General features: G+C 48.8%; 28 protein-coding genes. 25 read left to right on the plus strand and 3 right to left on the minus strand.

Features of this window, described 5'->3' with window-relative positions; translation table 11 throughout:
* Positions 1–35 precede the first annotated feature (35 nt).
* Positions 36–752: a 2-phosphosulfolactate phosphatase gene (locus tag C7R91_RS13695; RefSeq protein WP_047068836.1), complete on the minus strand. Its 717-nt coding sequence runs from the start codon at positions 750–752 to the stop codon at positions 36–38.
* Complete coding sequence (gene comA, locus C7R91_RS13700; protein WP_047068837.1) at positions 743–1564, minus strand: phosphosulfolactate synthase; 822 nt, start codon at positions 1562–1564, stop codon at positions 743–745. Before comA ends, C7R91_RS13695 begins: the two co-directional genes overlap by 10 nt.
* A 149-nt stretch (positions 1565–1713) precedes the next feature.
* Here comA and C7R91_RS13705 point away from each other — a divergent pair, with 149 nt between their 5' ends.
* The 21 genes from C7R91_RS13705 to C7R91_RS13805 all read left to right on the plus strand — a co-directional run bounded on the left by C7R91_RS13705 (position 1714) and on the right by C7R91_RS13805 (position 16571).
* Positions 1714–1977, plus strand: a complete 264-nt coding sequence (locus tag C7R91_RS13705; protein ID WP_007725730.1) for a YqhV family protein — start codon at positions 1714–1716, stop codon at positions 1975–1977.
* A 78-nt stretch (positions 1978–2055) separates the two neighbouring features.
* The gene (locus C7R91_RS13710; protein ID WP_047068838.1) at positions 2056–2535 is read left to right on the plus strand and encodes a CD1247 N-terminal domain-containing protein; all 480 of its coding nucleotides are present in this window, start codon (positions 2056–2058) and stop codon (positions 2533–2535) included.
* Positions 2536–2673: 138 nt separating this feature from the next.
* On the plus strand, positions 2674–3636 hold the full coding sequence (gene spoIIIAA / locus C7R91_RS13715; RefSeq protein WP_047068840.1) for a stage III sporulation protein AA: 963 nt from the start codon (positions 2674–2676) through the stop codon (positions 3634–3636).
* The gene (gene spoIIIAB, locus C7R91_RS13720) at positions 3624–4142 is read left to right on the plus strand and encodes a stage III sporulation protein SpoIIIAB (protein ID WP_012686020.1); all 519 of its coding nucleotides are present in this window, start codon (positions 3624–3626) and stop codon (positions 4140–4142) included. The genes spoIIIAA and spoIIIAB overlap by 13 nt, the downstream gene beginning before the upstream one ends.
* Before the next feature lie 16 nt (positions 4143–4158).
* A complete protein-coding gene (gene spoIIIAC, locus C7R91_RS13725) occupies positions 4159–4362 on the plus strand; it encodes a stage III sporulation protein AC (RefSeq protein ID WP_007725726.1) in 204 nt (67 codons plus the stop codon).
* 13 nt (positions 4363–4375) lie between these two features.
* Positions 4376–4765, plus strand: coding sequence for a stage III sporulation protein AD (spoIIIAD, locus tag C7R91_RS13730; RefSeq protein WP_016739903.1), 390 nt, complete (start codon positions 4376–4378; stop codon positions 4763–4765).
* Between the two features lie 16 nt (positions 4766–4781).
* Positions 4782–5978: a stage III sporulation protein AE gene (spoIIIAE, locus tag C7R91_RS13735; RefSeq protein WP_047068842.1), complete on the plus strand. Its 1197-nt coding sequence runs from the start codon at positions 4782–4784 to the stop codon at positions 5976–5978.
* Positions 5979–5986: 8 nt separating this feature from the next.
* The gene (gene spoIIIAF / locus C7R91_RS13740) at positions 5987–6664 is read left to right on the plus strand and encodes a stage III sporulation protein AF (RefSeq protein ID WP_047068843.1); all 678 of its coding nucleotides are present in this window, start codon (positions 5987–5989) and stop codon (positions 6662–6664) included.
* A 31-nt stretch (positions 6665–6695) separates the two neighbouring features.
* The gene (spoIIIAG, locus tag C7R91_RS13745) at positions 6696–7391 is read left to right on the plus strand and encodes a stage III sporulation protein AG (protein ID WP_047068845.1); all 696 of its coding nucleotides are present in this window, start codon (positions 6696–6698) and stop codon (positions 7389–7391) included.
* 13 nt (positions 7392–7404) lie between these two features.
* A complete protein-coding gene (locus tag C7R91_RS13750) occupies positions 7405–8079 on the plus strand; it encodes a SpoIIIAH-like family protein (protein ID WP_047068846.1) in 675 nt (224 codons plus the stop codon).
* Positions 8080–8286: 207 nt separating this feature from the next.
* Complete coding sequence (gene accB / locus C7R91_RS13755) at positions 8287–8784, plus strand: acetyl-CoA carboxylase biotin carboxyl carrier protein (RefSeq protein ID WP_047069477.1); 498 nt, start codon at positions 8287–8289, stop codon at positions 8782–8784.
* 16 nt (positions 8785–8800) lie between these two features.
* Entirely contained in the window at positions 8801–10156 is a 1356-nt protein-coding gene (accC, locus tag C7R91_RS13760; protein WP_047068847.1) for an acetyl-CoA carboxylase biotin carboxylase subunit, read from the plus strand.
* 69 nt (positions 10157–10225) lie between these two features.
* Positions 10226–10642 (plus strand): Asp23/Gls24 family envelope stress response protein, encoded by a 417-nt coding sequence (locus C7R91_RS13765; RefSeq protein WP_012686027.1) that lies wholly within the window; start codon positions 10226–10228, stop codon positions 10640–10642.
* A 153-nt stretch (positions 10643–10795) separates the two neighbouring features.
* Entirely contained in the window at positions 10796–11353 is a 558-nt protein-coding gene (gene amaP, locus C7R91_RS13770) for an alkaline shock response membrane anchor protein AmaP (protein WP_047068848.1), read from the plus strand.
* Between the two features lie 12 nt (positions 11354–11365).
* On the plus strand, positions 11366–11578 hold the full coding sequence (locus C7R91_RS13775) for a DUF2273 domain-containing protein (protein WP_012686029.1): 213 nt from the start codon (positions 11366–11368) through the stop codon (positions 11576–11578).
* A gap of 47 nt (positions 11579–11625) precedes the next feature.
* Complete coding sequence (nusB, locus tag C7R91_RS13780) at positions 11626–12030, plus strand: transcription antitermination factor NusB (RefSeq protein ID WP_047068850.1); 405 nt, start codon at positions 11626–11628, stop codon at positions 12028–12030.
* Positions 12031–12048: 18 nt separating this feature from the next.
* Entirely contained in the window at positions 12049–13011 is a 963-nt protein-coding gene (locus tag C7R91_RS13785; RefSeq protein WP_047068852.1) for a tRNA (adenosine(37)-N6)-threonylcarbamoyltransferase complex transferase subunit TsaD, read from the plus strand.
* Positions 13012–13099: 88 nt separating this feature from the next.
* The gene (gene folD, locus C7R91_RS13790) at positions 13100–13954 is read left to right on the plus strand and encodes a bifunctional methylenetetrahydrofolate dehydrogenase/methenyltetrahydrofolate cyclohydrolase FolD (protein WP_047068853.1); all 855 of its coding nucleotides are present in this window, start codon (positions 13100–13102) and stop codon (positions 13952–13954) included.
* Between the two features lie 112 nt (positions 13955–14066).
* Complete coding sequence (xseA, locus tag C7R91_RS13795; protein WP_047068854.1) at positions 14067–15437, plus strand: exodeoxyribonuclease VII large subunit; 1371 nt, start codon at positions 14067–14069, stop codon at positions 15435–15437.
* Positions 15418–15672: an exodeoxyribonuclease VII small subunit gene (gene xseB, locus C7R91_RS13800; protein WP_047068855.1), complete on the plus strand. Its 255-nt coding sequence runs from the start codon at positions 15418–15420 to the stop codon at positions 15670–15672. The genes xseA and xseB overlap by 20 nt, the downstream gene beginning before the upstream one ends.
* A complete protein-coding gene (locus C7R91_RS13805; protein WP_047068856.1) occupies positions 15669–16571 on the plus strand; it encodes a polyprenyl synthetase family protein in 903 nt (300 codons plus the stop codon). The genes xseB and C7R91_RS13805 overlap by 4 nt, the downstream gene beginning before the upstream one ends.
* Before the next feature lie 53 nt (positions 16572–16624).
* Here the strand turns inward: C7R91_RS13805 and C7R91_RS13810 are convergent, their stop codons facing one another.
* A complete protein-coding gene (locus tag C7R91_RS13810; RefSeq protein WP_047068857.1) occupies positions 16625–18319 on the minus strand; it encodes a M3 family oligoendopeptidase in 1695 nt (564 codons plus the stop codon).
* 247 nt (positions 18320–18566) lie between these two features.
* Between C7R91_RS13810 and dxs the strand changes: the two genes are divergently transcribed.
* The 4 genes from dxs to ahrC all read left to right on the plus strand — a co-directional run bounded on the left by dxs (position 18567) and on the right by ahrC (position 22709).
* Positions 18567–20453 (plus strand): 1-deoxy-D-xylulose-5-phosphate synthase, encoded by a 1887-nt coding sequence (dxs, locus tag C7R91_RS13815; protein WP_047068858.1) that lies wholly within the window; start codon positions 18567–18569, stop codon positions 20451–20453.
* The gene (locus C7R91_RS13820) at positions 20450–21268 is read left to right on the plus strand and encodes a TlyA family RNA methyltransferase (RefSeq protein ID WP_047068859.1); all 819 of its coding nucleotides are present in this window, start codon (positions 20450–20452) and stop codon (positions 21266–21268) included. The genes dxs and C7R91_RS13820 overlap by 4 nt, the downstream gene beginning before the upstream one ends.
* 128 nt (positions 21269–21396) lie before the next feature.
* Complete coding sequence (locus tag C7R91_RS13825; protein WP_047068861.1) at positions 21397–22254, plus strand: NAD(+)/NADH kinase; 858 nt, start codon at positions 21397–21399, stop codon at positions 22252–22254.
* Positions 22255–22259: 5 nt separating this feature from the next.
* Positions 22260–22709 carry a transcriptional regulator AhrC/ArgR gene (gene ahrC, locus C7R91_RS13830; protein WP_047068862.1) on the plus strand — a complete coding sequence of 150 codons (450 nt, stop codon included), beginning with the start codon at positions 22260–22262 and terminating at the stop codon, positions 22707–22709.
* Positions 22710–22723: the final 14 nt, after the last annotated feature.

Raw genomic sequence — 22723 nt, forward strand, 5'->3', positions numbered from 1 at the left:
GGCATCAAAACCCCTGTCCCTGTTCTCCTTTCACATTATGAGACAAGGTGTGGGAGTATGCGTTTCTCCTTGATATAAGGAACGATTTGATATTGATCCACTTGAGCGCAGTACCGTATATCGCTTGCGAGATGGTGCTGGATGAGTCTTTTTCCTGTTGTCGTGTGGGGTAACAGCTGGCTCAATTTTCCAGCGTAGTAAAGGTAGCTCGCTTTTAGAACTTCACCCAGATCACAAATTTGGATGCTCGGAAACGCTTGCTGTGCCTGTGCAATCATCAAGCCGGCAGCTAGACCGTCTTCCAGAGCGAATTCCGACCGAGTACCTGCACAGTACAGCGTAATATCGAGATGATACGAAAGAGCGTGCTGAGTGCATGCGGTGGCATTCAAGAAGCAGCCAATCAAGAGAGCAGCGGCGCGTTCTGCTTTTTGGATGGCGCGAGTCCCGTTTGTCGTGGTCAGAATAAGCTGGCTTCCCGTTTTCCCCAGTGCTGCGATTTCGGTTGGTGAGTTGTTGCAGTCGAATTCGGGGATTTTCTTACAGTGGCGTTCACCGGCCAAAATACAGTCATTGGCGCGGAGGGAGTTCGCTTGCCCAATGGTTTCGACCGGGATGACGCTGCGAAATCCATTCCCTAATGCAGTGACAATCGTACTGGAGGCACGAAGCACATCAATAACGACGACTACATGATTGCTGATCTGTTCAAAACGAATTTCTTCCACGGTCGGCACCACTTCTATTCGCACGGATAACACCTCCCTCTATCCATGATAAGGGCTGTATCGCCACGCAATCCTCGCCGTAGCGTCTCCACAGAGAATACATCCGTATAGGCAATATTTCCCAGGTTAACGTCGCTGCCAAGGGCCTTGATGAAGCAGACCTGTTGATCTTTTTGTGGTGCTTCCCAGATCAGGCGAGAGGCTTTTTCTTTGGCTGCCGTGACAATGTCCAAAACGAAGGAATCATCAATCTTGCCATCTCCGTCACACACACCGACAGTACCACTTTCTCTTGCTTCCACAATGACGTGACTGGCACCATTATGCAGGTCAAAGCTGAGGGTCTCCAGCAATTCCTCTCGACATGCGCGATACTCCGCCGTTTTTTTTCCGACCTCTGTGTAGACCACCAAATCATTGTCCAACGCGTAATTGATGGCTTCCTGACGCTGTGAAAAAGTTAAAGGGAATGTTCCATCAGATATTTCTACCGCAGAAAAACCGAGTGACCGAATCAGCTTCATATAATCTGCAATTGTATTGTGACGAATGGCGATTTCAAAAAAAGTTCCTCCGGGCATGATGTGTACGCCATATTGTTTTGCGAGGGTGAGTTTTTGGTTGAGTAATTCGAGGGGATACAGAGCAATGGTGCCAAAACCGAGTTTGTATAGATCGATATAGGGAGCAGCCAGTGCTAACAAGTCGGAATATGCAGTAAGTCCAAGGCCTTTGTCAATGACCATGGTTAAGCCCTTCACGCGGGGCTTCTCACGTAATTGCCCGGACGGGTTTGCCCAGCTGTCAGGCAAAAACGACTGATCATACTCTATCATCGGCAAGTTCCTCATTTCTTCTAGGCGTATGGTTCAGTGTATGCCCAGTGAAGGGGAGGAGTGAAGGCAAAAGCCTATAGAGATGATTCAAAAAGTGCTGAAATGATGTGGTACAGGCATAGAGTGAAAGGAGGGGAGGACGAGACGGTATGTTGGAAAAAGCAATTATGGGTATGGCGGCACTTCGGGTCTTTTCAGGCAGTATCGAGATCATTGCAGCTTTGCTCATTTTGAAAGTGAATCAGGTCGAAAAAGCTCTGCTCATTAATTCAGGTCTTGCAATCGTCGGACCAATCATCTTGATCACTACCACTACAATCGGTTTATTAGGGATGTCGGATCGCGTTAGCTTTGCCAAAATTGCTTGGATTCTGGTGGGGATCTCCTGCATTTTGATTGGAGTTCGCAAATAGTTTCCATTTCCCTCCATTTGTAAATGCGATCACGATGGGGAACGATAAGTGGGAGAGATTGGATGGGAGGGAATGTGGATGCCAGAATCATTGGCGAATCGAATCGCATACTTGCAAGGGTTGGCAGATGGACTGGATGTAGGCGAAAAGAGCTCCGAAGGAAAAATTATGGTAGAGATGATTGAGATTCTAAATGAGGTGGAGGGTCAGCTGCGAGAGCTTCACGCGCGAGTGGAAGAGGCTGAGGATTATGTGGAGGCTTTGGATGAAGACTTAGAGGACATTGAGCTCTACCTTTTTGAAGACGATGATGACTTGTATGAAACCGTTGTCGATTGTGAGGACGATGACGACGAGTACGCGACTTTCTACGATTTGGATGATGATGAAGACGCACAAATGTATGAAGGACAAGTAGATCCCCATCTCGATACGACCTACGAGTTCGCATGCCCTAACTGCCAGGAAGAAATCTATCTGCGCGAGGGCCAAGATGAGGAAGGTTTCAAGCACTATGTAATAGAGCCAGTGGATAACAAGAAAACGAATAATCAATGATCCCAGTGGGAAAAGCTTGCACTCGCGTTCTAGCACGAGAGCAAGCTATTTTTTTTGCATAAATCTCGTCCACCTCTGCATAGGATGGAGGTAAGTCAAAGTGGACAAAGGCAGAATGCTGCAAAAGGAGGGTACCTGATGAATGAGATCTTGGCGATTTTGCCAGCAACTTTACGTACGATTTTGACGGCCCTTCCTATCGCGGTAAGAGAGAATTTGGAAGAGATTCGGCTTCGGCAAAACCAGCCGCTAGAAGTCCGGTTTGGGCAACAATCCAGCTATGTGACATCGTCGGGGCAAATCACCTCGATACCCGCGCAAGGTTGGCTTTTTTCAGCAGAAGAGGCTGCAAAGCTCTTAAACCAGGTCAGTCAGCATTCTCTCTATGCCTTGGAAGAAGAGTTGAAAAGGGGTTACATCACGGTGGTTGGCGGTCATCGCATTGGCATAGCGGGGAAAGTGGTGCTCGACAAAGGAGAAGTGAAGGGAATCAGAGATGTTACCAGCTTCAACATCCGGATTGCCCGCGAGAAAAAAGGCGCGGCCAGGAAGGTCATGCCGTATTTGTTTGAGGATGGCAAATTGCAAAACACGCTTCTCATCTCCCCACCCCAATGCGGGAAAACAACCTTGTTGCGTGATATCGCACGAACCATCAGCTATGGGAGTGAGTGGTCTTCAAGTCGCAAGGTAGGAATTGTGGACGAGCGTTCTGAGTTGGCGGGGTGCTTGCAAGGAGTTCCTCAGCGAGACGTCGGTCCGCGAACGGATGTGCTGGACGCTTGCCCGAAAGCTGTAGGGATGATGATGCTGATTCGTTCCATGTCTCCTGATGTTCTGATTGTGGACGAGGTGGGAAGAGCGGAGGATGGCGACGCAGTCTGGGAAGCGATTCATGCAGGTGTAGCTGTCATTTGCTCGGCGCATGGAGCCAGTGTTAAGGAAGTAGCCGAACGCCCCATGCTGGGCAAGCTGATTCGATATGGAGCCTTTTCACGCTATATCGTACTCAGCCGTGCTAAAGGTGTCGGAACGATCCAGGCCATCTACGATCACAGGATGAACCTGGTGGAAAGGGAGAAGGTTGCATGGTCAAGCTGATGGGAGCCGTACTCATCCTGTTTTCGGCGTCGATGGTTGGTTGGCAGATCGGCAAGTATTACGCGAATCGTCCCGTTCAGCTTCGGGCTCTGCTCGTTGCACTGCAAATGCTCGAAACGGAAATCGTGTTTGGGATGACTCCATTACAGCGGGCGTTTGTGAAGGTCGGTCATCGCGTTTCCGAAGAGGTAGGGAAAGTATTCCTTCTGGCCGCGGAATTTCTTCAGACAGAAAAGGCGCATTCGGCTGAGGAAGCCTTGCAACAAGCCATGAATAGACTCTGGACCCAGACAGCCTTGCGCAGACAAGAGCGAGAGGTGCTTGAGAGTCTAGGTCAGGTACTCGGATCATCCGATCGGGAAGACCAGCAAAAGCATTTGCGCCTAGCTGTCACCCACCTGCGAGGGCTGGAAGAGGAGGCTCGAGCAGAACAGGAAAAGTACGAAAAAATGTACAAGAGTTTGGGCTTTTTAGGTGGACTCTTGGTCGTCATCCTGATGTTCTAAAGGCGAGGTGTTCACAGTGGATTTTGATTTGACACCTGTTTTCCAGATAGGAGCAGTAGGGTTCATTACAGCCATCCTGCATACGGTCCTGAAGCAGGCGGGCAAGGAAGATATTGCGCATTGGGCAACTCTGGTCGGATTCATCATTGTCCTGTACATGGTGTCCCATTACATCGGTGACTTGTTCTCCGAAGTAAAACGCGTCTTCCTGTTCAACTGAGGAGGGGCTCCAGATGGAGATTGTACAAATTGTCGGACTAGGACTGGTGGCTACGATTCTCGCGCTAGTCATTAAGGAACAGAAGCCGATGTTCGCCTTTTTGCTGGCGATTGCGAGCGGAGTCATCATCTTTTACTTTCTCGTCGGAAAAATAGCAGATGTCATTCGGATTTTGGAAAGATTGGCGGTTCAAGCAGATTTGAACCTTGTGTTTCTGGAAACGATTCTAAAAATCATCGGAATTGCCTACATCGCTGAATTCGGTGCACAGATGACCCGGGATGCTGGACAAGGTGCGATTGCTTCGAAAATCGAGCTCGCTGGAAAAGTCCTCATATTGGTTATGGCTGTACCGATCATCCAAATCATTATCGAAACAGTGATCGACTTGTTGCCGGCATAAGGGAGGTGGGATGTCCATGGCACACACTTGCAAGCTGATCCTGTTCTGGTTCCTGCTCCTTGCCTTGTTTCCAGTTGCCGTGTCAGCTACTGCGACACCCACTGTGGCACCCGCATCCGGTCCGATCAATCAAATCGTGCAACAACAGGTCGATCACTTGCAGCTAGACCGAGTTGAACAGTATTGGAATCAGTTGCAGCGCGACTATAAAGGGTACTTGCCCGATTTGAAATCGGAAGGCTTTATCCAAATCCTCATGCAGCAAGGTGAACTCAGTATTTCAGGAGTCCTGCAAGGAATGGGCAAGTTCATCTTTCATGAGATTTTGATGAATGGCAAGCTGCTCAGCTCCATCATTATCATCACTGTCTTCGCGATGATTCTTGAAACGATGCAGAACGCCTTTGAACGCAATGCGGTATCGACAGTAGCGTACTCGATTACTTATCTCGTCTTGATGGTACTTGCGATCAACAGCTTCCATGTCGCCATTACCTATGCAAAAGACGCAATCGCAAACATGTCTGATTTCATGCTGGCCATGATTCCGCTTGTCATCGCGCTGCTTGCTTCGGTAGGCAATCTGGCATCCGCCACAATGTTTCACCCGCTGATTATCTTCATGATCAACACCAGCGGCATGATGATCTCTTATGTCGTGTTCCCGCTTCTGTTTCTCTCGGCGATGCTCTCTATCGTCAGCCTGTTTTCGGAGAGGTACAAAGTTACGCAGTTAGCGACCTTGCTACGCAATATTGCAATGGGTGTCCTTGGCTCGTTTCTGACGATCTTTCTCGCCATCATTTCCATACAAGGAGCGACTTCAGCCGTTGCAGACGGGGTCACTCTCCGAACAGCGAAATACATCACTGGCAATTTCATCCCGATAGTAGGCCGTGTGTTCTCCGATGCGGCAGATACCGTACTCAATGCCTCGCTCTTGGTCAAAAATGCCGTGGGCTTGGCGGGAGTTTTGATCCTGATCATGCTATGCGCGTTTCCGGCTTTGAAGATACTGGTACTGGCTCTGATCTACAATCTGTCATCTGCCGTACTCCAACCGCTTGGAAACAGCCCGATCATCAGTGCGTTAGGTACGATTGGGAAAAGTCTTTTGTTCGTCTTCGCTGCTTTGGCAACGGTCGGCTTGATGTTCTTCCTAGCGATAACGATCATTATTGCGGCGGGCAACATCTCCATGATGGTTCGGTAGGTGATGAGATGACGTGGTTAACACTGTGGTTGAAAAAAATTATCCTGCTCGTCCTTTTGGCTGCCTTCCTCGATCTGATCCTGCCCAATACGACACTGCAACGCTACGTAAAAATGGTGATGGGCTTGATTCTCTTGCTGACGATCATTTCCCCTGTGTTCAGTCTGTTCAGCCTCTCGCAGGAAGATTTGGCCTTTCGTCTGGATCGATACCAACAAGAGCTGAACAAGCCTGCTTCGGCAGAGTGGAAACGCATCACTGACAAGCTGCTCGGTCAACAAAACGAACAGATGACCGCTTACGTCCAGTCACAGGTAGCGTCCTCAGTAAAAGCCAGTGTCAAAGAGCAGTATGGCGTAACTGTCGAAGATGTCACGATTACCGTCAATCAGCAAAATCCGGAACAGCCCACCCTTGAGCGAATCGAGCTGGTAGTCGGCGACGCGAACAAGGAAGAGCAAAAAGGGCAGAGCACGATTGAACCGATTAAACCTGTCCAGCCTGTTGAAATTACGATTGGCAAACCCATTGAAATACAACCTGATCCCAAAACAGAAATGGCAGCAACAGCTCATCATGACAATCCTCTTTACGCACAAATCACAAATGATGTCGCCAAAGAGTGGGGGCTTTCGAAGAGTCAGGTCGTCATCAAAGACGAATCGAGAGAAAGAGAGAAACAGTAGCGGATCCAGTCAGTGAAGCGAGGTGAAAACAATGAACCAATTATGGGAAAAGCTGAAAAGTCTGTTTCTGAAGCAACAAGGCGAGACGATGCAGGAAGAAAAGAAAATCGCAGTAGGGAGCAAGGGGAAAAACCAAAAACTGAAGCCGCTGCATTATTTCATCGTCATTTTGGGAATTGGCGTAGCCATCATGATTCTGACGGACTTCCTCAGAGTGGAAAAAGACCAGCCACTCGGATTTGGAGATATAGGGAGTGAGGCGCCAGGTCCTTCTGGAGGCGATGCTACTTCCCAGGTGTTGGGGGGATCACCGACTACCGATGTCATTGCAGAATATGAAAACATTTACGAGACACAGCTTCGCGATATCCTCGCTTCTGTTGTCGGCGTCGGCGAAGTAGAGGTCATGGTCAATCTGGAATCAACACCAGAGCTGGTTGTGGAAAAAAACCGCAATATTCGTACCTCAACCAATCAGGAAATGGACAAAGAAAAGGCAACCCGCAATCAAAATGACCAGTCACGAGATGAGCAGGTCGTCATCGTGCAAGGCGGCAAGCAAGATGCCCCCGTTATTGTGAAGACGCTAAAGCCGAAAATCCGCGGGGTCCTGGTAGTAGCGAAAGGGGCCGATAACATCCAGGTTAAAGCGTGGATCACTGAAGCCGTACAAAAGGTTTTGGATGTTCCCGCTTATAAAATATCCATTTTGCCCAAAAAAGGGTAGGAGGTAATGGCGAATGATTCTGCGAAAACAAACGGTATGGTTGTTGACAATGCTTGCTGTCATGGTTGTGCTCTCTGGATACTACCTGGTGAAGGGGCCGCAAGAACAGGTCCCAACATCTGGACAAGAGCAAGCCGTCCAGAAGCAAGAGCAAATTTCTGGTGTGGTTGTTGAATCCAAGCAAGTAGATCAAGCCCCGAAAGCAACGCCTGTCGATCAAGCTCCAAAGGCAAATCCGGTAGACGGAAAAAGCGGCGCGCAGGAAGCCAAGACTCCTGCTGCGCCAGAAGCGAAACCAGCCGCAACGAACACGGTCGTCCCAGTAGCAGAAACGGCGAGTGAAATCTTCCAAGGCTACAAAATGAAGCGTGAAGCCATGCTGGCGCAGCAAAAAGACGAACAACTAGCAATCGTAAACAGCACGGATTCCTCTCCGCAGGCAGTAGCAGAAGCGATGGCCAAGTTTGAAGAACTGTCCAATATGGAAAGTGCTACGATGACTGCAGAAGAAATGCTCAAGGCGAGTGGCTACCAGGATGCGGTCGTAACTGTCCAAAATGACAAGGCGACAGTCATTGTACAAAAAGATAAATTGAGCGCAAACGAGGTCGTGGAAATTATTGCAAACGTGAAGCAGCACTTGAATATTCCGGCGACAAACATTAACGTACAATACAAGTCATCCTAATCAAGCTACATTATTTTCTCGTTATAAGGGATAGGAGAAACGGGCATGATGGTAAGGATTTTCTCGCTTCTGTTGGAAAAGAAGCGGGGAAATCCTTTCTTGACGTGGTATTGGCAACAGGCTACCATGGATTTATGGTTTGCCAAAAGGATACATAATGGACTCCACGAACCTCTATTGAAAGAAAAGAAGGAGTGCTTGTTCGTAATGAAAATGCATGAAATCCGCGAAATTATTAAGTTAATTGATCAATCATCCATTCAAGAATTTAACTTGGAAACAGAAGGTGCCAAGGTGTCTCTGAAAAAATCCAATGGTACGGAAACGATTGTCGTCACGCAACCAGCGGTTCAAGCTCCTGTTGCAGCACCAGTAGCACATATCCCGGCTCAGCCAGTTGTCGCAGCAGCACCAGTCGCAGCAGAAGCTCCGAAAGCAGCTGTACAAGCATCGGATGACGCAAATCTCCACAAGATTGTATCTCCAATGGTAGGGACTTTCTATAGCGCACCAGAACCAGGCAAGCCGCCTTACGTACAAGCTGGTGACAAAGTGACAGCGAGCAAAGTCGTTTGCATCGTGGAAGCCATGAAACTCTTTAACGAAATCGAAGCAGAAGTTAGCGGCGAGATCGTGAAAGTGCTCGTAGAAGACGGCCAATTGGTTGAGTACGGCCAAGCATTGTTTTTGGTGAAGCCAGAATAAGGTGGGGGAGAGCGGAATGTTTCAAAAAGTATTGATTGCCAATCGCGGGGAGATTGCCGTGCGTATTATCCGGGCATGCCGCGAGCTGGGCATTCGTACGGTCGCCGTCTACTCCGAAGCGGATCGTGAAGCGCTTCATGTGAAGCTGGCCGACGAAGCCTACTGTATTGGTCCCAAGGCATCCAAGGAAAGCTATTTGAATATAGCAAACATCATGAGTGTAGCGACCAAGGTAGGGGCAGACGCCATCCATCCTGGTTATGGCTTCTTGGCAGAAAACGCTGACTTTGCCGAGATTTGCACCGCCTGCAACATTACCTTTATCGGTCCAGACCCAGAAGCCATTGTGAAGATGGGGGACAAGTCCACAGCCAAGGATACGATGAAAACGGCAGGTGTCCCTACTGTACCAGGCACGGAAGGGCTGATCGAAGATGTGGCGGACGCTGTCGTCACCGCAAACGAGATTGGCTATCCTGTCATGGTCAAAGCGACAGCGGGTGGCGGCGGACGCGGAATGCGCGTAGCTGTAGACGACGAAGATTTGGAAAAAGCGATCCGTCAGGCGCAAAACGAAGCGAAAACAGCTTTTGGCAATCCAGGAGTTTACTTGGAGAAGTTCGTGGAAGGTCCACGCCATGTGGAAATTCAAATCATGGCAGACAAGCATGGCAATGCCGTATACCTGGGTGAGCGCGACTGCTCCATCCAACGTCGTCACCAAAAGCTGATCGAGGAAGCTCCATCTCCAGCATTGAGTGAAGAACTACGCCGACAAATGGGTGAAGCTGCTGTTGCGGCGGCGAAAGCCGTTTCCTATCATGGGGCGGGTACTGTCGAGTTTTTGCTGGACAAACACGGAAAGTTCTACTTCATGGAAATGAATACACGTATTCAGGTAGAGCATCCGGTAACCGAGCTGGTGACTGGCTTTGATCTGATCAAGGAGCAGCTGACCGTAGCGGCAGGCCAACCATTGTCCTTTACGCAAGAGGATATCAAAATGGATGGCTGGGCTATTGAATGCCGCATTAATGCTGAGAATCCCGCGAAAAACTTCATGCCTTCGCCAGGTCGTATCACGGAATATTTGGCGCCAGGCGGCTTTGGTGTGCGCGTAGACAGTGCAGCGTATGCGGGATATTCCATTCCGCCATACTACGACTCTATGATCGCCAAGCTGATTGTGTGGGGCAAGGATCGTAACGAAGCGATTGACCGTATGAAGCGTGCTTTGGGCGAATTTGTCATAGAGGGTATTACGACAACGATTCCATTCCATTTGAAAGTATTGGAGCACGAAGTATTTGTCAGCGGGCATTTCGATACGAAATTCTTGGAAACCTACGACTTGAACCTGGATGAAGAGTAAGTAGGGCTGATTTGTAAAAATACGGTGTGCTTGGTATAATGAATTACAAATTAGAGGGAGGTGCGAAGCATGGAAGAGTTTACTCCAGACTTAGATAGAACAGAACTTGGTAAGGTCCAGATCGCTCCCGAAGTGTTGGAAGTGATCGCCGGCATGGCTGCGTCCGAAGTAGAAGGTGTGGCGCAAATGAGCGGCGGTTTCGTAGGAGAAATAGCTGAACGTTTAGGCCGTAAAAATATAGCGCGTGGTGTGCGTGTAGAGGTTGGCTCCCGTGAAGCAGCGGTGGATGTTTCGATCATTGTCAAATACGGACATCGCATCCCGGAAGTCGCTCGAAATATTCAAGATAGTGTACGCAATGCAATTGAGAGCATGACAGGTCTTTCTGTAGTGGAAGTAAACGTACATATCGTTGATGTTGAGTTAAAAGCAGAAGAAAAAGTACCGGCTCCAGTACCGGTTGAAGAACACCAGCGCGTGCGCTAACAAGCAGCGGATGGATGCCCCCTACGAACAGGGGGCATTTTCCTCATTTGAAAACATTGATTTTGTTTAGGCTTTGAGCGTAAATTCATGGAGTTTTCCGGAGCGTGCCGTGTTTGTCTCCTTTTTCAAACATGGCTGAAAGGAGAGGTGCTTGTGAACTTGTTTGACCGCTTTATCTTGACGATTTATAGCTTTGCCCTCATTGTTTTGTCCTGCATCGCGATAGCAGCGACCAGCGGATTGGTCCCGCAAGATTTCTTCCGTCCATACGTGGATCAGATGCTGGCGGGTACGAACATCACCTATCTCATTGTCGCGATTATTTTCCTCGTAGTCAGCCTTCGCTTCTTTTTCAGTTCTTTCCGCTCTAACAAGCCTAAAGTAGAACGGGGAATCCGTCAGCGCAGTGATTTGGGTGAGGTCAACATTACGATTCAGACGATCCAGACCATTGCAGAGCGTGCAGCCCGCCGAGTGAAAGGAGTGCGCGATATGAAAACAACAGTCAAAGCACTCGAGAGCGGCAATATGATCACGCTGCGTGTTTCGGTAGATGGAGAAACGCCATTGCCTGAACTGACACAGAAGCTACAGGCTGACGTGAAGGAGCAAGTCGAGGGGATTGCTGGTGTTGACATTTCTGAGGTGGCCATCGTCGTGACGGAAGTAGCTCAGCAGGAAAACTACGCGGCTCGTAAACGTGTGGAATAGAAGGTGAAGTAAATGATGCGGGAGTTAATGTGGGAACACAAGGGGAAGCTAATGGGGGTTTTTGCCGGACTTTTTTTAGGCATCATCTACCTTCTCGTGGGATTTTGGGATACACTGGTTTTTGTTGTGTTTGTCGGTACCGGGTATTATATTGGTCGCAAGCTCGATCATAAAGAAGACTTGCGTGAAATACTCGACAAGATTTTGCCAGGCAAGTTTCGGTGACATTAGAAAAGTCCGAGCTCATTTTAATTAGTAGGTGAATGAATGGTATGAAACGAAGAACAGCACGAGAAAAAGCAGTCCAATGTCTTTTCCAAATCGATATGGCAGAGGTTCCATTAACCGATGCGGTTGCCCTCGTCATGGAAGAATCCGAGGAAAATGCACAGTATTTGCGTTATCTCCTCGATGGTGTATTGAAAAACTTGACTGAGATTGATACAGAAATCAAGAAGTATCTGCGTGGATGGCAATTGGAACGCATCGCCAATGTAGACCGCGCTATTCTTCGTCTGGCTTTTTACGAGATCATGTTTGAGCAAGACACACCTGACAAAGTCGTGATGAACGAAGCGATTGAGATCGCGAAGCTCTTTAGCGACGAGCAGTCCCACCGGTACATAAATGGTGTGTTGTCGAGCTTCTTGCAATCACGTGAAACCAAGCAGGCGTAATAGGTAGGAGATACAAGCATGAGTAAGGTAATGTTGGGAATCGACACGAGCAATTACCGGACATCACTGTGCTTGGCTGAGGAAGACGGCCGAATTGTCGCAGAAGCAAAACGCCTTCTGAAAGTAAAGGAGGGCAAGCGCGGACTGCAACAATCCGAAGCCGTCTTTCAGCATGTGATGAACCTGCCGGAATTAAGTGAAGAGATGAAGTGGAAGAACTACGAGATTGCTGCGATTTGTGTGAGCGAGAAGCCGCGTCCGCAAGACGGATCGTATATGCCTGTATTTAAGGTAGGAGAGGGTTTGGGGAAATCGTTGGCGACTTATTTGCGCGTTCCCCTGCACTTGACGACTCATCAAGAGGGGCATATTGCGGCGGGGGAATACACCGCTGAGGTGCGTCCGACAGAAGACCGCTTTTTGGCTGTACATTTGTCCGGGGGTACCAGCGAGGTGCTGCTGTGCGAGCGTCATGCAGCTGGTTATGCCATTGAGAAAATCGGTGGGACGATTGATCTGCACGCAGGTCAACTAGTCGATCGGATTGGTGTTGCACTCGGTCTGTCCTTTCCTGCGGGTCCTGCGCTGGAGCAGTTAGCAAAGGGAGCAACAGGTGCGTTTCGGATTTCTTCGGCGGTTGACGGGCTTTCCTTTAGTTTTTCTGGACCGGAAGCCTCGCTCTTGCGGGAAGTGGAGAAGGGGAGTACGAGCCCTGCTGAGATTGCGCGGGCGACAGAGCAATGTATTGCCAATACACTAGAGAAGTCATTGCGCCATGCAGTAGAGCAAGGCTGCCCGAAGGACATCTTGATTGTTGGAGGCGTAGCTGCCAATTATTACATACGTGAGCGGCTCATTAAACGTCTGGAACACCCTGCCGTGAAGGCGAAGCTGTACTTCTGTGACCCCGTTTACTCCGGTGATAATGCCTACGGAGTCGCTATGTTGGGGTGGGTGAAGCAAAAGACGAACATTAAATAAATGCGAACTTTTTATAATTCGCCTTTACAGCTGAGGGAGAAATCGGTACACTTAACGTATCGACGTTGATAAAGGAGGCATTTTCTCCATGGCTGCAACCATTCTCCAGGGAAAAGAAGTAGCACAGAGTATTCGGGCCGAATTGGCGAACGAAGTAGCTGAATTGAAAAAGCAAGGGATCGTACCGGGTTTGACCGTTGTTATTGTGGGAGACGACCCAGCTTCTCACTCCTATGTGCGGGGGAAAGCAAAAGGCTGCGAGGAAGTCGGAATTTCATCCGAGATCATTATGAAGGACGCTGACATCACAGAGGAAGAGTTGTTGGTTATCATTCAACAGTTGAACGAAAATCCGAACGTTAATGGGATTTTGGTTCAGCTTCCTCTTCCTGCTCATATTTCAGAGCATGCGGTAATTGAAGCCATTGCTCCTGAAAAAGATGTGGACGGTTTCCATCCGATTAGCATAGGCAACATGGTATTGGGAAATGATACGATGCTTCCATGCACGCCGCACGGGATTATTGAATTGATCAAGCGCACAGGCACCCCGTTGGCAGGCAAACATGCAGTGGTGATCGGACGCAGCAACATCGTTGGCAAGCCGGTGTCATTGCTGTTGCAACAGGAAAATGCTACGGTGACCATGTGTCATTCTCGCACGCAAAACCTCGAGGAATACACGCAAAAGGCGGACATCCTCGTCGTTGCAACCGGTAGGGCTCATATGATCGGCAAGGAGCATGTCAAACCGGGAGCTGTCGTCATTGACGTTGGTGTGAACCGCATTGAAACGGGTAAGCTGGTTGGAGATGTCAAGTTCGACGAGGTTAAAGAAGTGGCTAGCTTTTTAACCCCAGTTCCAGGCGGTGTTGGCCCGATGACGATTACGATGCTGCTGAAAAATACCGTTGCGGCAGCGAAAAAGCAAGCAAAACAATAGAAGAAAATCGGCAACTTATTATAGAATGGATAAGGCATAAGCTTTATCCATTCTTTTGCATAGTCCTTGTTACATGCACGGCAAAGCCAAGTTTTTGTAAAGGAGGGGCCGCATGGCATTACAAGATATCTTATCCGTCAGTGATCTCAATCGTTATATTAAGCTGGTGCTGGAAAAGGAACCCCACCTGCAAGATATATGGGTGAGAGGGGAAATCTCCAATTTTACCCACCACTCAAGCGGCCATATGTATTTCACGCTAAAGGACAAGCAATCACGCATCAAAGTCGTCATGTTTGCGAGTCATAACCGCTTCCTGCGTTTCTTGCCCAAAGATGGAGCAAAAGCGATTGTGCGCGGGTCTATTTCTGCATATGAACGGGACGGGGCGTATCAGCTGTACGCCAAAGAGATGCAGCCAGATGGTCTCGGCTCGCTTTATTTAGCATTTGAGCAGCTAAAAGAAAAATTGGCCCAAGAGGGATTGTTTGCAGCAGAGAGAAAACGGATGCTCCCGCGTTTTCCCAAACGTGTCGGTGTTGTCACTTCTCCGACAGGAGCTGCCATCCGAGATATTTGCACAACGATTCGCAGACGGTATCCGCAGGCAGAGATCGTACTTTCACCAGCCGTTGTCCAAGGTGCGGATGCACCCGCATCGATTGTCTCCGCTATTCGGATCATAAACGATCAGCCTGACATTGATGTTCTCATTGTAGGGCGAGGTGGTGGTTCCATTGAGGAGCTGTGGGCGTTTAATGATGAAAATGTCGCAAGGGCAATTGCTGCATCACTCATCCCCGTCATCTCCGCTGTAGGACATGAGACGGATGTGACGATCGCCGATTTCGTAGCAGATGTCCGGGCAGCTACGCCAACAGCCGCAGCTGAATTGGCTGTACCGCATTATTTGGAGTGGGTCGAGAGAGTTCGTCAGCTCGAAATACGGATGCATCGAGCGGTGCGTGGCACCATGACAGAGCAGAGAAACCGTTTGACACGATTGAGCAATTCCTATGCGATGCGCCAACCGGAGCGTAGGCTGGAGGAAGCCGCAGAACGATTGGATCGGGCACATTTGCGGATGCGCCAATCGATGAAGCATTTGCTGGACAGAAGACGCGAACGCTATACGCGATTAGACGAACAGATCAAGCGCTATCGCCTCGCTGATCAAATTGGGGATAAAAGAAAAAATCTGTCTAAACTCCGCGCCACTTTGGACGAACGGATGCTGGGGCGTCTCAATCAAAAAAGGATGGCATTCGCAGCTCGCATAGCTACATTGGAAGCATTGAGTCCACTGAAGGTCATGCAGCGTGGATTCTCACTCGTATACACCGATGACAGACTCGTGAAATCGGTGGAACAGTTTGCTCCTGGCGACGAGATCATGGTACGATTAAGTGATGGCAGTGCGACTGCACGTGTGGAAAAAGTGAACCGGGAGGAGGAGAAGCAGAGTGGCTCGCAAGAAAACTGAACAAGAGACTGATATGCAGTTCGAGGACGCGATGAAACGCCTGGAAGAAGTCGTCAATCGACTTGAGGAAGGTGATATTCCTCTCGAAGAAGCGATTACGCTATATCAAGAAGGGGTAACTCTTTCCAGAATTTGTGGTCAAAAGCTGGATGCAATTGAAGCGAAGATTACCCAGTTGGTGGAAGAAGACGGACAAGTAAAGCAGAAGGCTTTTCGCGTGGAAGGAGAATTATGATCGGCGTGCATACATTCGAGAGTTATTTGGTTGAGAAGACCGCCTATATAGAACAAAGACTCCTGCCAGCGCTTGAGCAGCAAGGAGTTCCGGAAAACTTGTACGAATCCATGAAGTATTCGCTCATGGCAGGCGGAAAAAGGCTGCGTCCCATGTTGGTATTGGCAGTCCTCGAAGCGCTGGACAAGCCGATTGAACGGGGTGTGGCATTTGCGGCTGCCCTGGAAATGATACATACGTACTCCTTGATTCACGATGACCTCCCTGCGATGGACGACGATGATCTTCGACGCGGAAAACCGACCAATCACAAAGTATTCGGTGAAGCAACAGCCATTCTCGCAGGAGATGCCTTGCTGACTAGAGCGTTCGCATATATCGCGGAAGCTTACATGGACCGCACCGATGTTTCAGCGGCTACTACCGTGAAACTGATTGCGGAACTGGGAAAACGTGCAGGAGCAACTGGCATGGTCGGCGGACAGATGGCTGACATCGAAGGGGAGAGCAAGCGCCTTAACCTGGATCAGCTCGAATTTATCCATCGTCACAAAACGGGTGATCTCTTGATCGCAGCCTTGCGCGGGGGAGGCTACCTCGCAGAAGCATCCGAAGGCCAAATGGAAGCATTAACACGCTATGGTGTTTGCATTGGTCTGGCTTTTCAAATTCAGGATGACATCTTGAATGTGGAAGGGGATGCCCAAGAGCTGGGGAAAGCAGTTGGCAGCGATGCCGATCGGGAAAAGGCGACGTACCCATCGCTTCTTGGTCTAGCCGAATCGAAGGCACGTCTTGACGAATTGATTGCGGAGGCAAAAGCAGCGCTTGCAGATGCGGGAATCGAGAATTCAGCACTCAGCCCATTGGCGGACTACGTGCGTGATCGCAATAAATAAGTGAAAGCTGGCAGCCCATACGGGGAGTGCCAGCTTTTTTGTATACCTACCTATTACAAGCTTTTATCGTCAATGCTATTTAAGAATTGTTCAATCTCGCCAATCACCGATGGAATGCAGTCGTCCTCAAATGGAGAATAAAGCTTCGCCACTTGTACCAACTCGAGGAACGATTTGCTTCCTCCTTCGCGGCATAGCGTTAAATAATCCTCCCAAGCTTGTTTTGGCTCTGCTTGTGATCGTTTCCAAAATTGGAACGCGCAAATTTGGGCCAGTGTGTAGTCGATGTAATAGAAGGGACTTTGGAAAATATGCGTTTGCTGCTGCCAGAACCCGCCCTCCTCAAGATACTCGTTCTGTGCATAATTGCGATGCGGGAGGTACTTGCGCTCAATTTCACGCCAAGCCTGTTTACGCTCTGCCGGTGTCATATCTGGATTCTCGTAGACAACATGCTGGAACTCATCCACAGACACGCCATACGGAATGAACTGGAGTCCGCTACTCAGATGAGAGAATTTGTATTTGTCGGTATCTTCCTTGAAAAAACGCTCCATCCATGGCCATGTCAAAAATTCCATGCTCATTGAATGTATTTCACATGCCTCATAGGTCGGGAAATGATATTCAGGGACCTCAAAATCTCGGCTTACATACACCTGAAACGCATGTCCTGCCTCGTGCGTAAGTACGTCGATATCACCGGATGTACCATTAAAATTGGCGAAAATAAAGGGGAGTCTGTATTGGCTGATGTATTCGCAGTAGCCTCCTGTAGCCTTCCCTTTTTTGCTCAAGAGATCCAAACAGTCGTTGTCCAGCATGAAGTTGTAAAATTCGTCCGTTTCAGGTGACAACTCTGCATACATCTTTTTCCCGTTTTCTACAATCCATTCCGGCGGGCCTTTCGGGCTTGGATTCCCTGTAGCAAAATCAAAGGAAAGATCGTAATACTCAAGTGTATCGACACCAATGCGTTGTCGCTGACGTTCGACGAGCTTTGACGCTACTGGAACGATGTGCTCGAGCACTTGCTGACGGAAACTGGCTACCATTTCTGCATTGTAATCGGTACGGTTCATACGTGCATAGCCTAGCTCCACAAAGCTATTGAAGCCGAGTTTTTTGGCGATGCGTGTGCGTACCTTGACGAGCTGATCATAGATGCGATCAAATTCATCCGTATGTTGCCGCATAAAATTATACTTCGCTTCATTAGCGCGTTTGCGCATGTCTCTATCTTTCGCAATTGTAAAAGGAATCATCTCTGAAAGGTTTCGCTCTTCACCTTCAAACATGATTTTGGCCGAAGCTTTCAGTGCGACATATTGACTTGCCAAACGGTTTTCTTCCTGCAAATCAGAAATGACTTCGGGCGAAAATGTACGGAGTGTGCTCTCCGCGATGCGAAACAGCTGTGCTCCCCATTTTTCCTCCAATTCAGCGCGGAAGGAAGAATCGACGATCGCCTGATAGTAGCGGGAAACGATTCCCGTATACAAAGGAGTTGCTTCATCCCAATAGTCCTGCTCCGCTTTGTAGAAAGGATCTTCTGTATTGATCGTGTGGCGAATTTGTGCGACATTCCGCGCAGACTCCACTTCTTGTCGCAGTTTGTTCAGTTGAGCCATGATCGTATCTTGCTCAGAGAAGCTTGCAGCATGTTGAAACGCTTCCAATAATTGCGTGAATTGTTCTTCAACTTTGTCCATATCCATGCGCTCATACCGAATTTGTGAGAACCTCACGGATGTCCACCTCTTTTGTTCGGAGTATGTATTCAAAACCATCTTACCAGAAAATGCAAGATATCGCTTCATATTCGTATATGTTGATCAAAAGTGGTGTTTTTATTAAGAAACCGTTATAATGAATCAAGCTGAAAATAAGCGGAATCGGCTATAGCAATAAGGAAAGCCGGGTTTTCTAGTGGCTTGATTGATATGCAGCATGCACAATCGCCGGAGAACGAACAGTGGAAAGTGAGGAATACCAATGCTGCTTACTACTATAAATGATCCTCAAGACCTGAAAAAGTGCACGCAACCACAGTTACATACATTGGCATCCGAGATCCGTCAGTTTCTAATCGAAACGCTCTCGAAAACAGGCGGACATCTCGCGCCGAATCTGGGAGTTGTCGAGCTGACGCTAGCACTGCACTATGTTTTTGACAGTCCCAAGGACAAGCTGATCTGGGATGTCGGACATCAAGCATACGTACATAAAATGCTGACAGGACGCCGGGAGATGTTTCCGACCTTGCGTCAGTACAAAGGGTTGTGCGGGTTCCCTAAAATGGTGGAAAGCCCGCATGACGTCTGGGAAACAGGGCATAGCAGCACGTCGTTGTCTGCCGCAATGGGGATGGCGACTGCACGGGATTTGAAAAAGGAAAAGAACCACGTCGTTGCAGTGATCGGAGACGGTGCGCTGACAGGCGGTATGGCTTTAGAAGCATTGAACCACATCGGTCATGAGCGCAAGAATGTCATCGTTGTACTCAATGATAACGAGATGTCTATTGCGCCAAACGTTGGTGCCTTGCACAACTACTTGGGGAAAATTCGCTCCACTGAGAACTATCAGTGGGCGAAGGATGAAGTCGAAGGCTTGTTGAAATCGATACCGGCTGTCGGGGGCAAATTAGCTCACATGGCTGAACGCTTTAAGGACAGCATGAAGTATTTGCTCGTATCTGGCGTTCTCTTCGAGGAGCTAGGCTTCACGTATATTGGCCCAATCGACGGACATAACATGGAGCTTTTGCTCGATACATTGAAGACAGCCAAGCATACAAAAGGACCTGTATTGATCCATGCCATCACGAAAAAAGGACTGGGCTATGCGCCAGCTGAAGCTGACTCGGTCAAGTGGCACGGCATCGGAACGTATAAAATCGAGTCGGGCGACACACCGAAATCTGCACCAACGTATACATCCGTTTTTGCGGATACGATGATGAAGCTCGCAGATGAAGACAATTCAATTGTGGCTGTGACCCCTGCGATGCCGGCGGGCTCCGGCTTGATCCCATTCGGTCAGAAGTACCCGGACAGACTGTTTGACGTCGGGATTGCAGAGCAGCACGCATGTACATTTGCAGCAGGATTGGCGACACAAGGCTTGAAGCCGGTCTTTGCGATTTATTCGACCTTTTTGCAAAGAGCCTATGATCAGCTGATCCACGATGTCGCACGCCAAAAGCTCAATGTGATTTTTGCCGTTGACCGTGCTGGTCTCGTTGGAGCAGACGGAGAGACACACCAAGGCATGTACGATGTGGCATTCATGCGCATCATTCCGAATATGGTCATTATGGCACCAAAGGATGAAAATGAGCTGCGTCATATGATGAAGACAGCAGTGGAATATAAAGGCGGTCCGATCTCTTATCGTTATCCACGATTGCCGACTCGTGGCGTCAAAATGGATGAAGATCTGCAAGTGTTGCCAATCGGCAAAGCGGAGATTGTGCGCGAAGGCAAACACGTGGCGATTCTCTCGTTCGGTCATGTATTCGAAATTGCTGAGGCGGCTGTTAATCAGCTTCAAGAAGAAGGAATCAAGCCAATGCTGGTCAATGCACGTTTTTGCAAGCCGTTGGACGAAGAGCTTCTATTCCGACTGGCAAAGGAAGGCTACGATATCATTACTGTTGAAGAGGGCTGTGAAATGGGCGGCTTCGGCAGCGCTGTCATTGAATGCTACAATCGTGCAGGCTATCACGGCATGAATGTACAAGTTGTCGCGGTACCTGATTATTTTGTTGAGCATGGAAGTGTGAAAGAACAGCGGCAAGAGGTAGGGCTCACAGCTGATAATATCGCTGCTCGTGTCCGATCCTTGATGCCAATTTCGAAGGGCGTAGTGGAAGCATGAGTGTAAGAAAAGAACGGGTTGATGTTCTCTTGGTCGAAAGAGGCCATTATGAGACCAGAGAAAAAGCAAAAGCAGCCGTAATGGCAGGCCTTGTGCAGGTAGCTGGCGAGCGCTGTGACAAGCCGGGAACCAAATTTGCAGAGGATGTTGCGATTACGGTGAAGGGCGAGGTACACCCGTATGTGAGTCGCGGTGGCCTTAAGCTGGAAAAGGCATTGCGTGTCTTTGAAATCGACATGAAGGATCGTGTCATGATGGACATCGGGGCCTCCACCGGTGGATTTACGGACTGTGCGCTGCAAAACGGTGCGCGTCTTGTATACGCCATTGATGTCGGGTATGGACAACTTGCGTGGAGCTTGCGACAAGATGAACGAGTGGTTGTCATGGAACGGACGAATTTCCGTCATATGGACCCGGAAGCGTTTGAATATGAACGCCCAAACGCGGCATCGATTGACGTATCGTTTATTTCTTTGCGATTGATCTTGCCAGTGTTGTACCGTTTTCTGACGGATGGCGGTGACGTCGTTGCGCTGGTCAAGCCTCAATTTGAAGCAGGCAAGGATAGAGTCGGAAAGAATGGAATCGTTCGTGATCCAGACGTTCATGAGAGCGTACTGACTGACATCGGTCAATTTGCCAGTGGTTTGGGTTTCGCGTTAAAGGGCTTGGACTACTCTCCAATTACGGGGGGAGAAGGAAACATTGAATTTGTTATGCATGTCCAGAAAAGTGAGGGCGGCATGGATTCGGAAGCATGGTTGCAATGCGTAACAGAGGTAGTTGCGTCTGCACACGCGAATTTGAAATAGGATAAAAAACCAAAGCCTCGGGAGTTTTGTCACAATCGAGGCTTTTTATTTATGCATGTGAAGTTGTATACTTGTATATGAGGTTGTTCAAGAAGGATTTCCAACCAACCAGTTTTGGGGTGGACCATGTGAAGAAAATTGGAATCATAGCGAACAAAGGAAAACCCGAAGCACGTATCGTTGCACGGGAGCTGCTGTATTTACTTGAGGACAGAGGGGCTCAGGTATACCTGGATGAACATATCGCATCAGATGTAGGGCATCCAGAACTGGGCGCATCTGTAGAAGAGATGGGGAAGCAAACTGATTTGGTTTGTGTATTGGGAGGCGATGGCACGCTACTCAGAATTGCTCGTCAGCTCGCCGGTAACTCTATCCCGATCTTTGGAATTAATTTAGGCACATTGGGCTTTTTGTCAGAAGCGGAACCGGAGCATCTGCCTCAGGCAGTAGACAATCTCCTTTCTGGAAAGTACGACATTGAAGAAAGAGCCATGCTGGAAGCTTGTTTGGTACGAAAAGGAGTCACACTGGGGACATACACGGCGATGAATGATATAGGAATTGCCAAAGGGTCATTTTGCCGAATCATTCAATGTGCGGTCTTTCTCGATGATGAGTACGTCGCAACGTTCAGCGGAGATGGTGTCATTGTCTCTACGCCGACAGGATCAACGGCATACTCACTCTCTGCAGGCGGTCCTATAGTAGCCCCTAATGTGGACATGCTATTACTGACACCAGTGGCTCCTCATTCCTTGACGGCTCGGCCAATGGTATTGTCGGGCAATCAAACGATCCGTGTCGAAGTGGATGCCATTCATCAAGAGATGGGATTGTCCATTGACGGGCAATTTGGTTATCGACTTGAGGGCGGCGATCAGATTTACATTAAAAAGTCACCATGTGTTACCCCGCTGATTAAGTGGAAAAAAGGTGGCTTTTTCGAAGCAATACGAACGAAATTACAAGGGGAATGGGAGTAATCCATATGAATAAAGGGCAACGACATATTCGTATTCGGGAGATCATCAGCAATCAAGAGGTGGAAACACAGGATGATCTGGTGGACCGCTTGCGGACTGCTGGCTTTAACGTGACGCAAGCAACTGTATCCCGAGACATCAAGGAGCTACACTTGGTAAAAGTGCCCCTCCCTGATGGACGATATAAGTATTCAATGCCTGCTGAACAAAAATTCAATCCACTGCAAAAGCTGAAACGCATGCTTGTGGATTCCTTTATTAGCATTGACCAAGCCGATCATTTTATTGTATTGAAGACGCTTTCGGGACATGCGAATGCGGTAGCTGAACTGATTGATAACCTTCCTTGGGAAGAAATCATGGGGACTATCAGTGGCGACAACACCATCCTGATTATTTGCCGTTCCAAAGAAAATACCAATGAAGTGACGAAACGCTTAATGGAAATGTTGTAGAAGGTGGTCGCTCG

It is taken from the genome of Brevibacillus formosus (genome assembly GCF_003013405.1).
Classification (GTDB): domain Bacteria; phylum Bacillota; class Bacilli; order Brevibacillales; family Brevibacillaceae; genus Brevibacillus; species Brevibacillus formosus.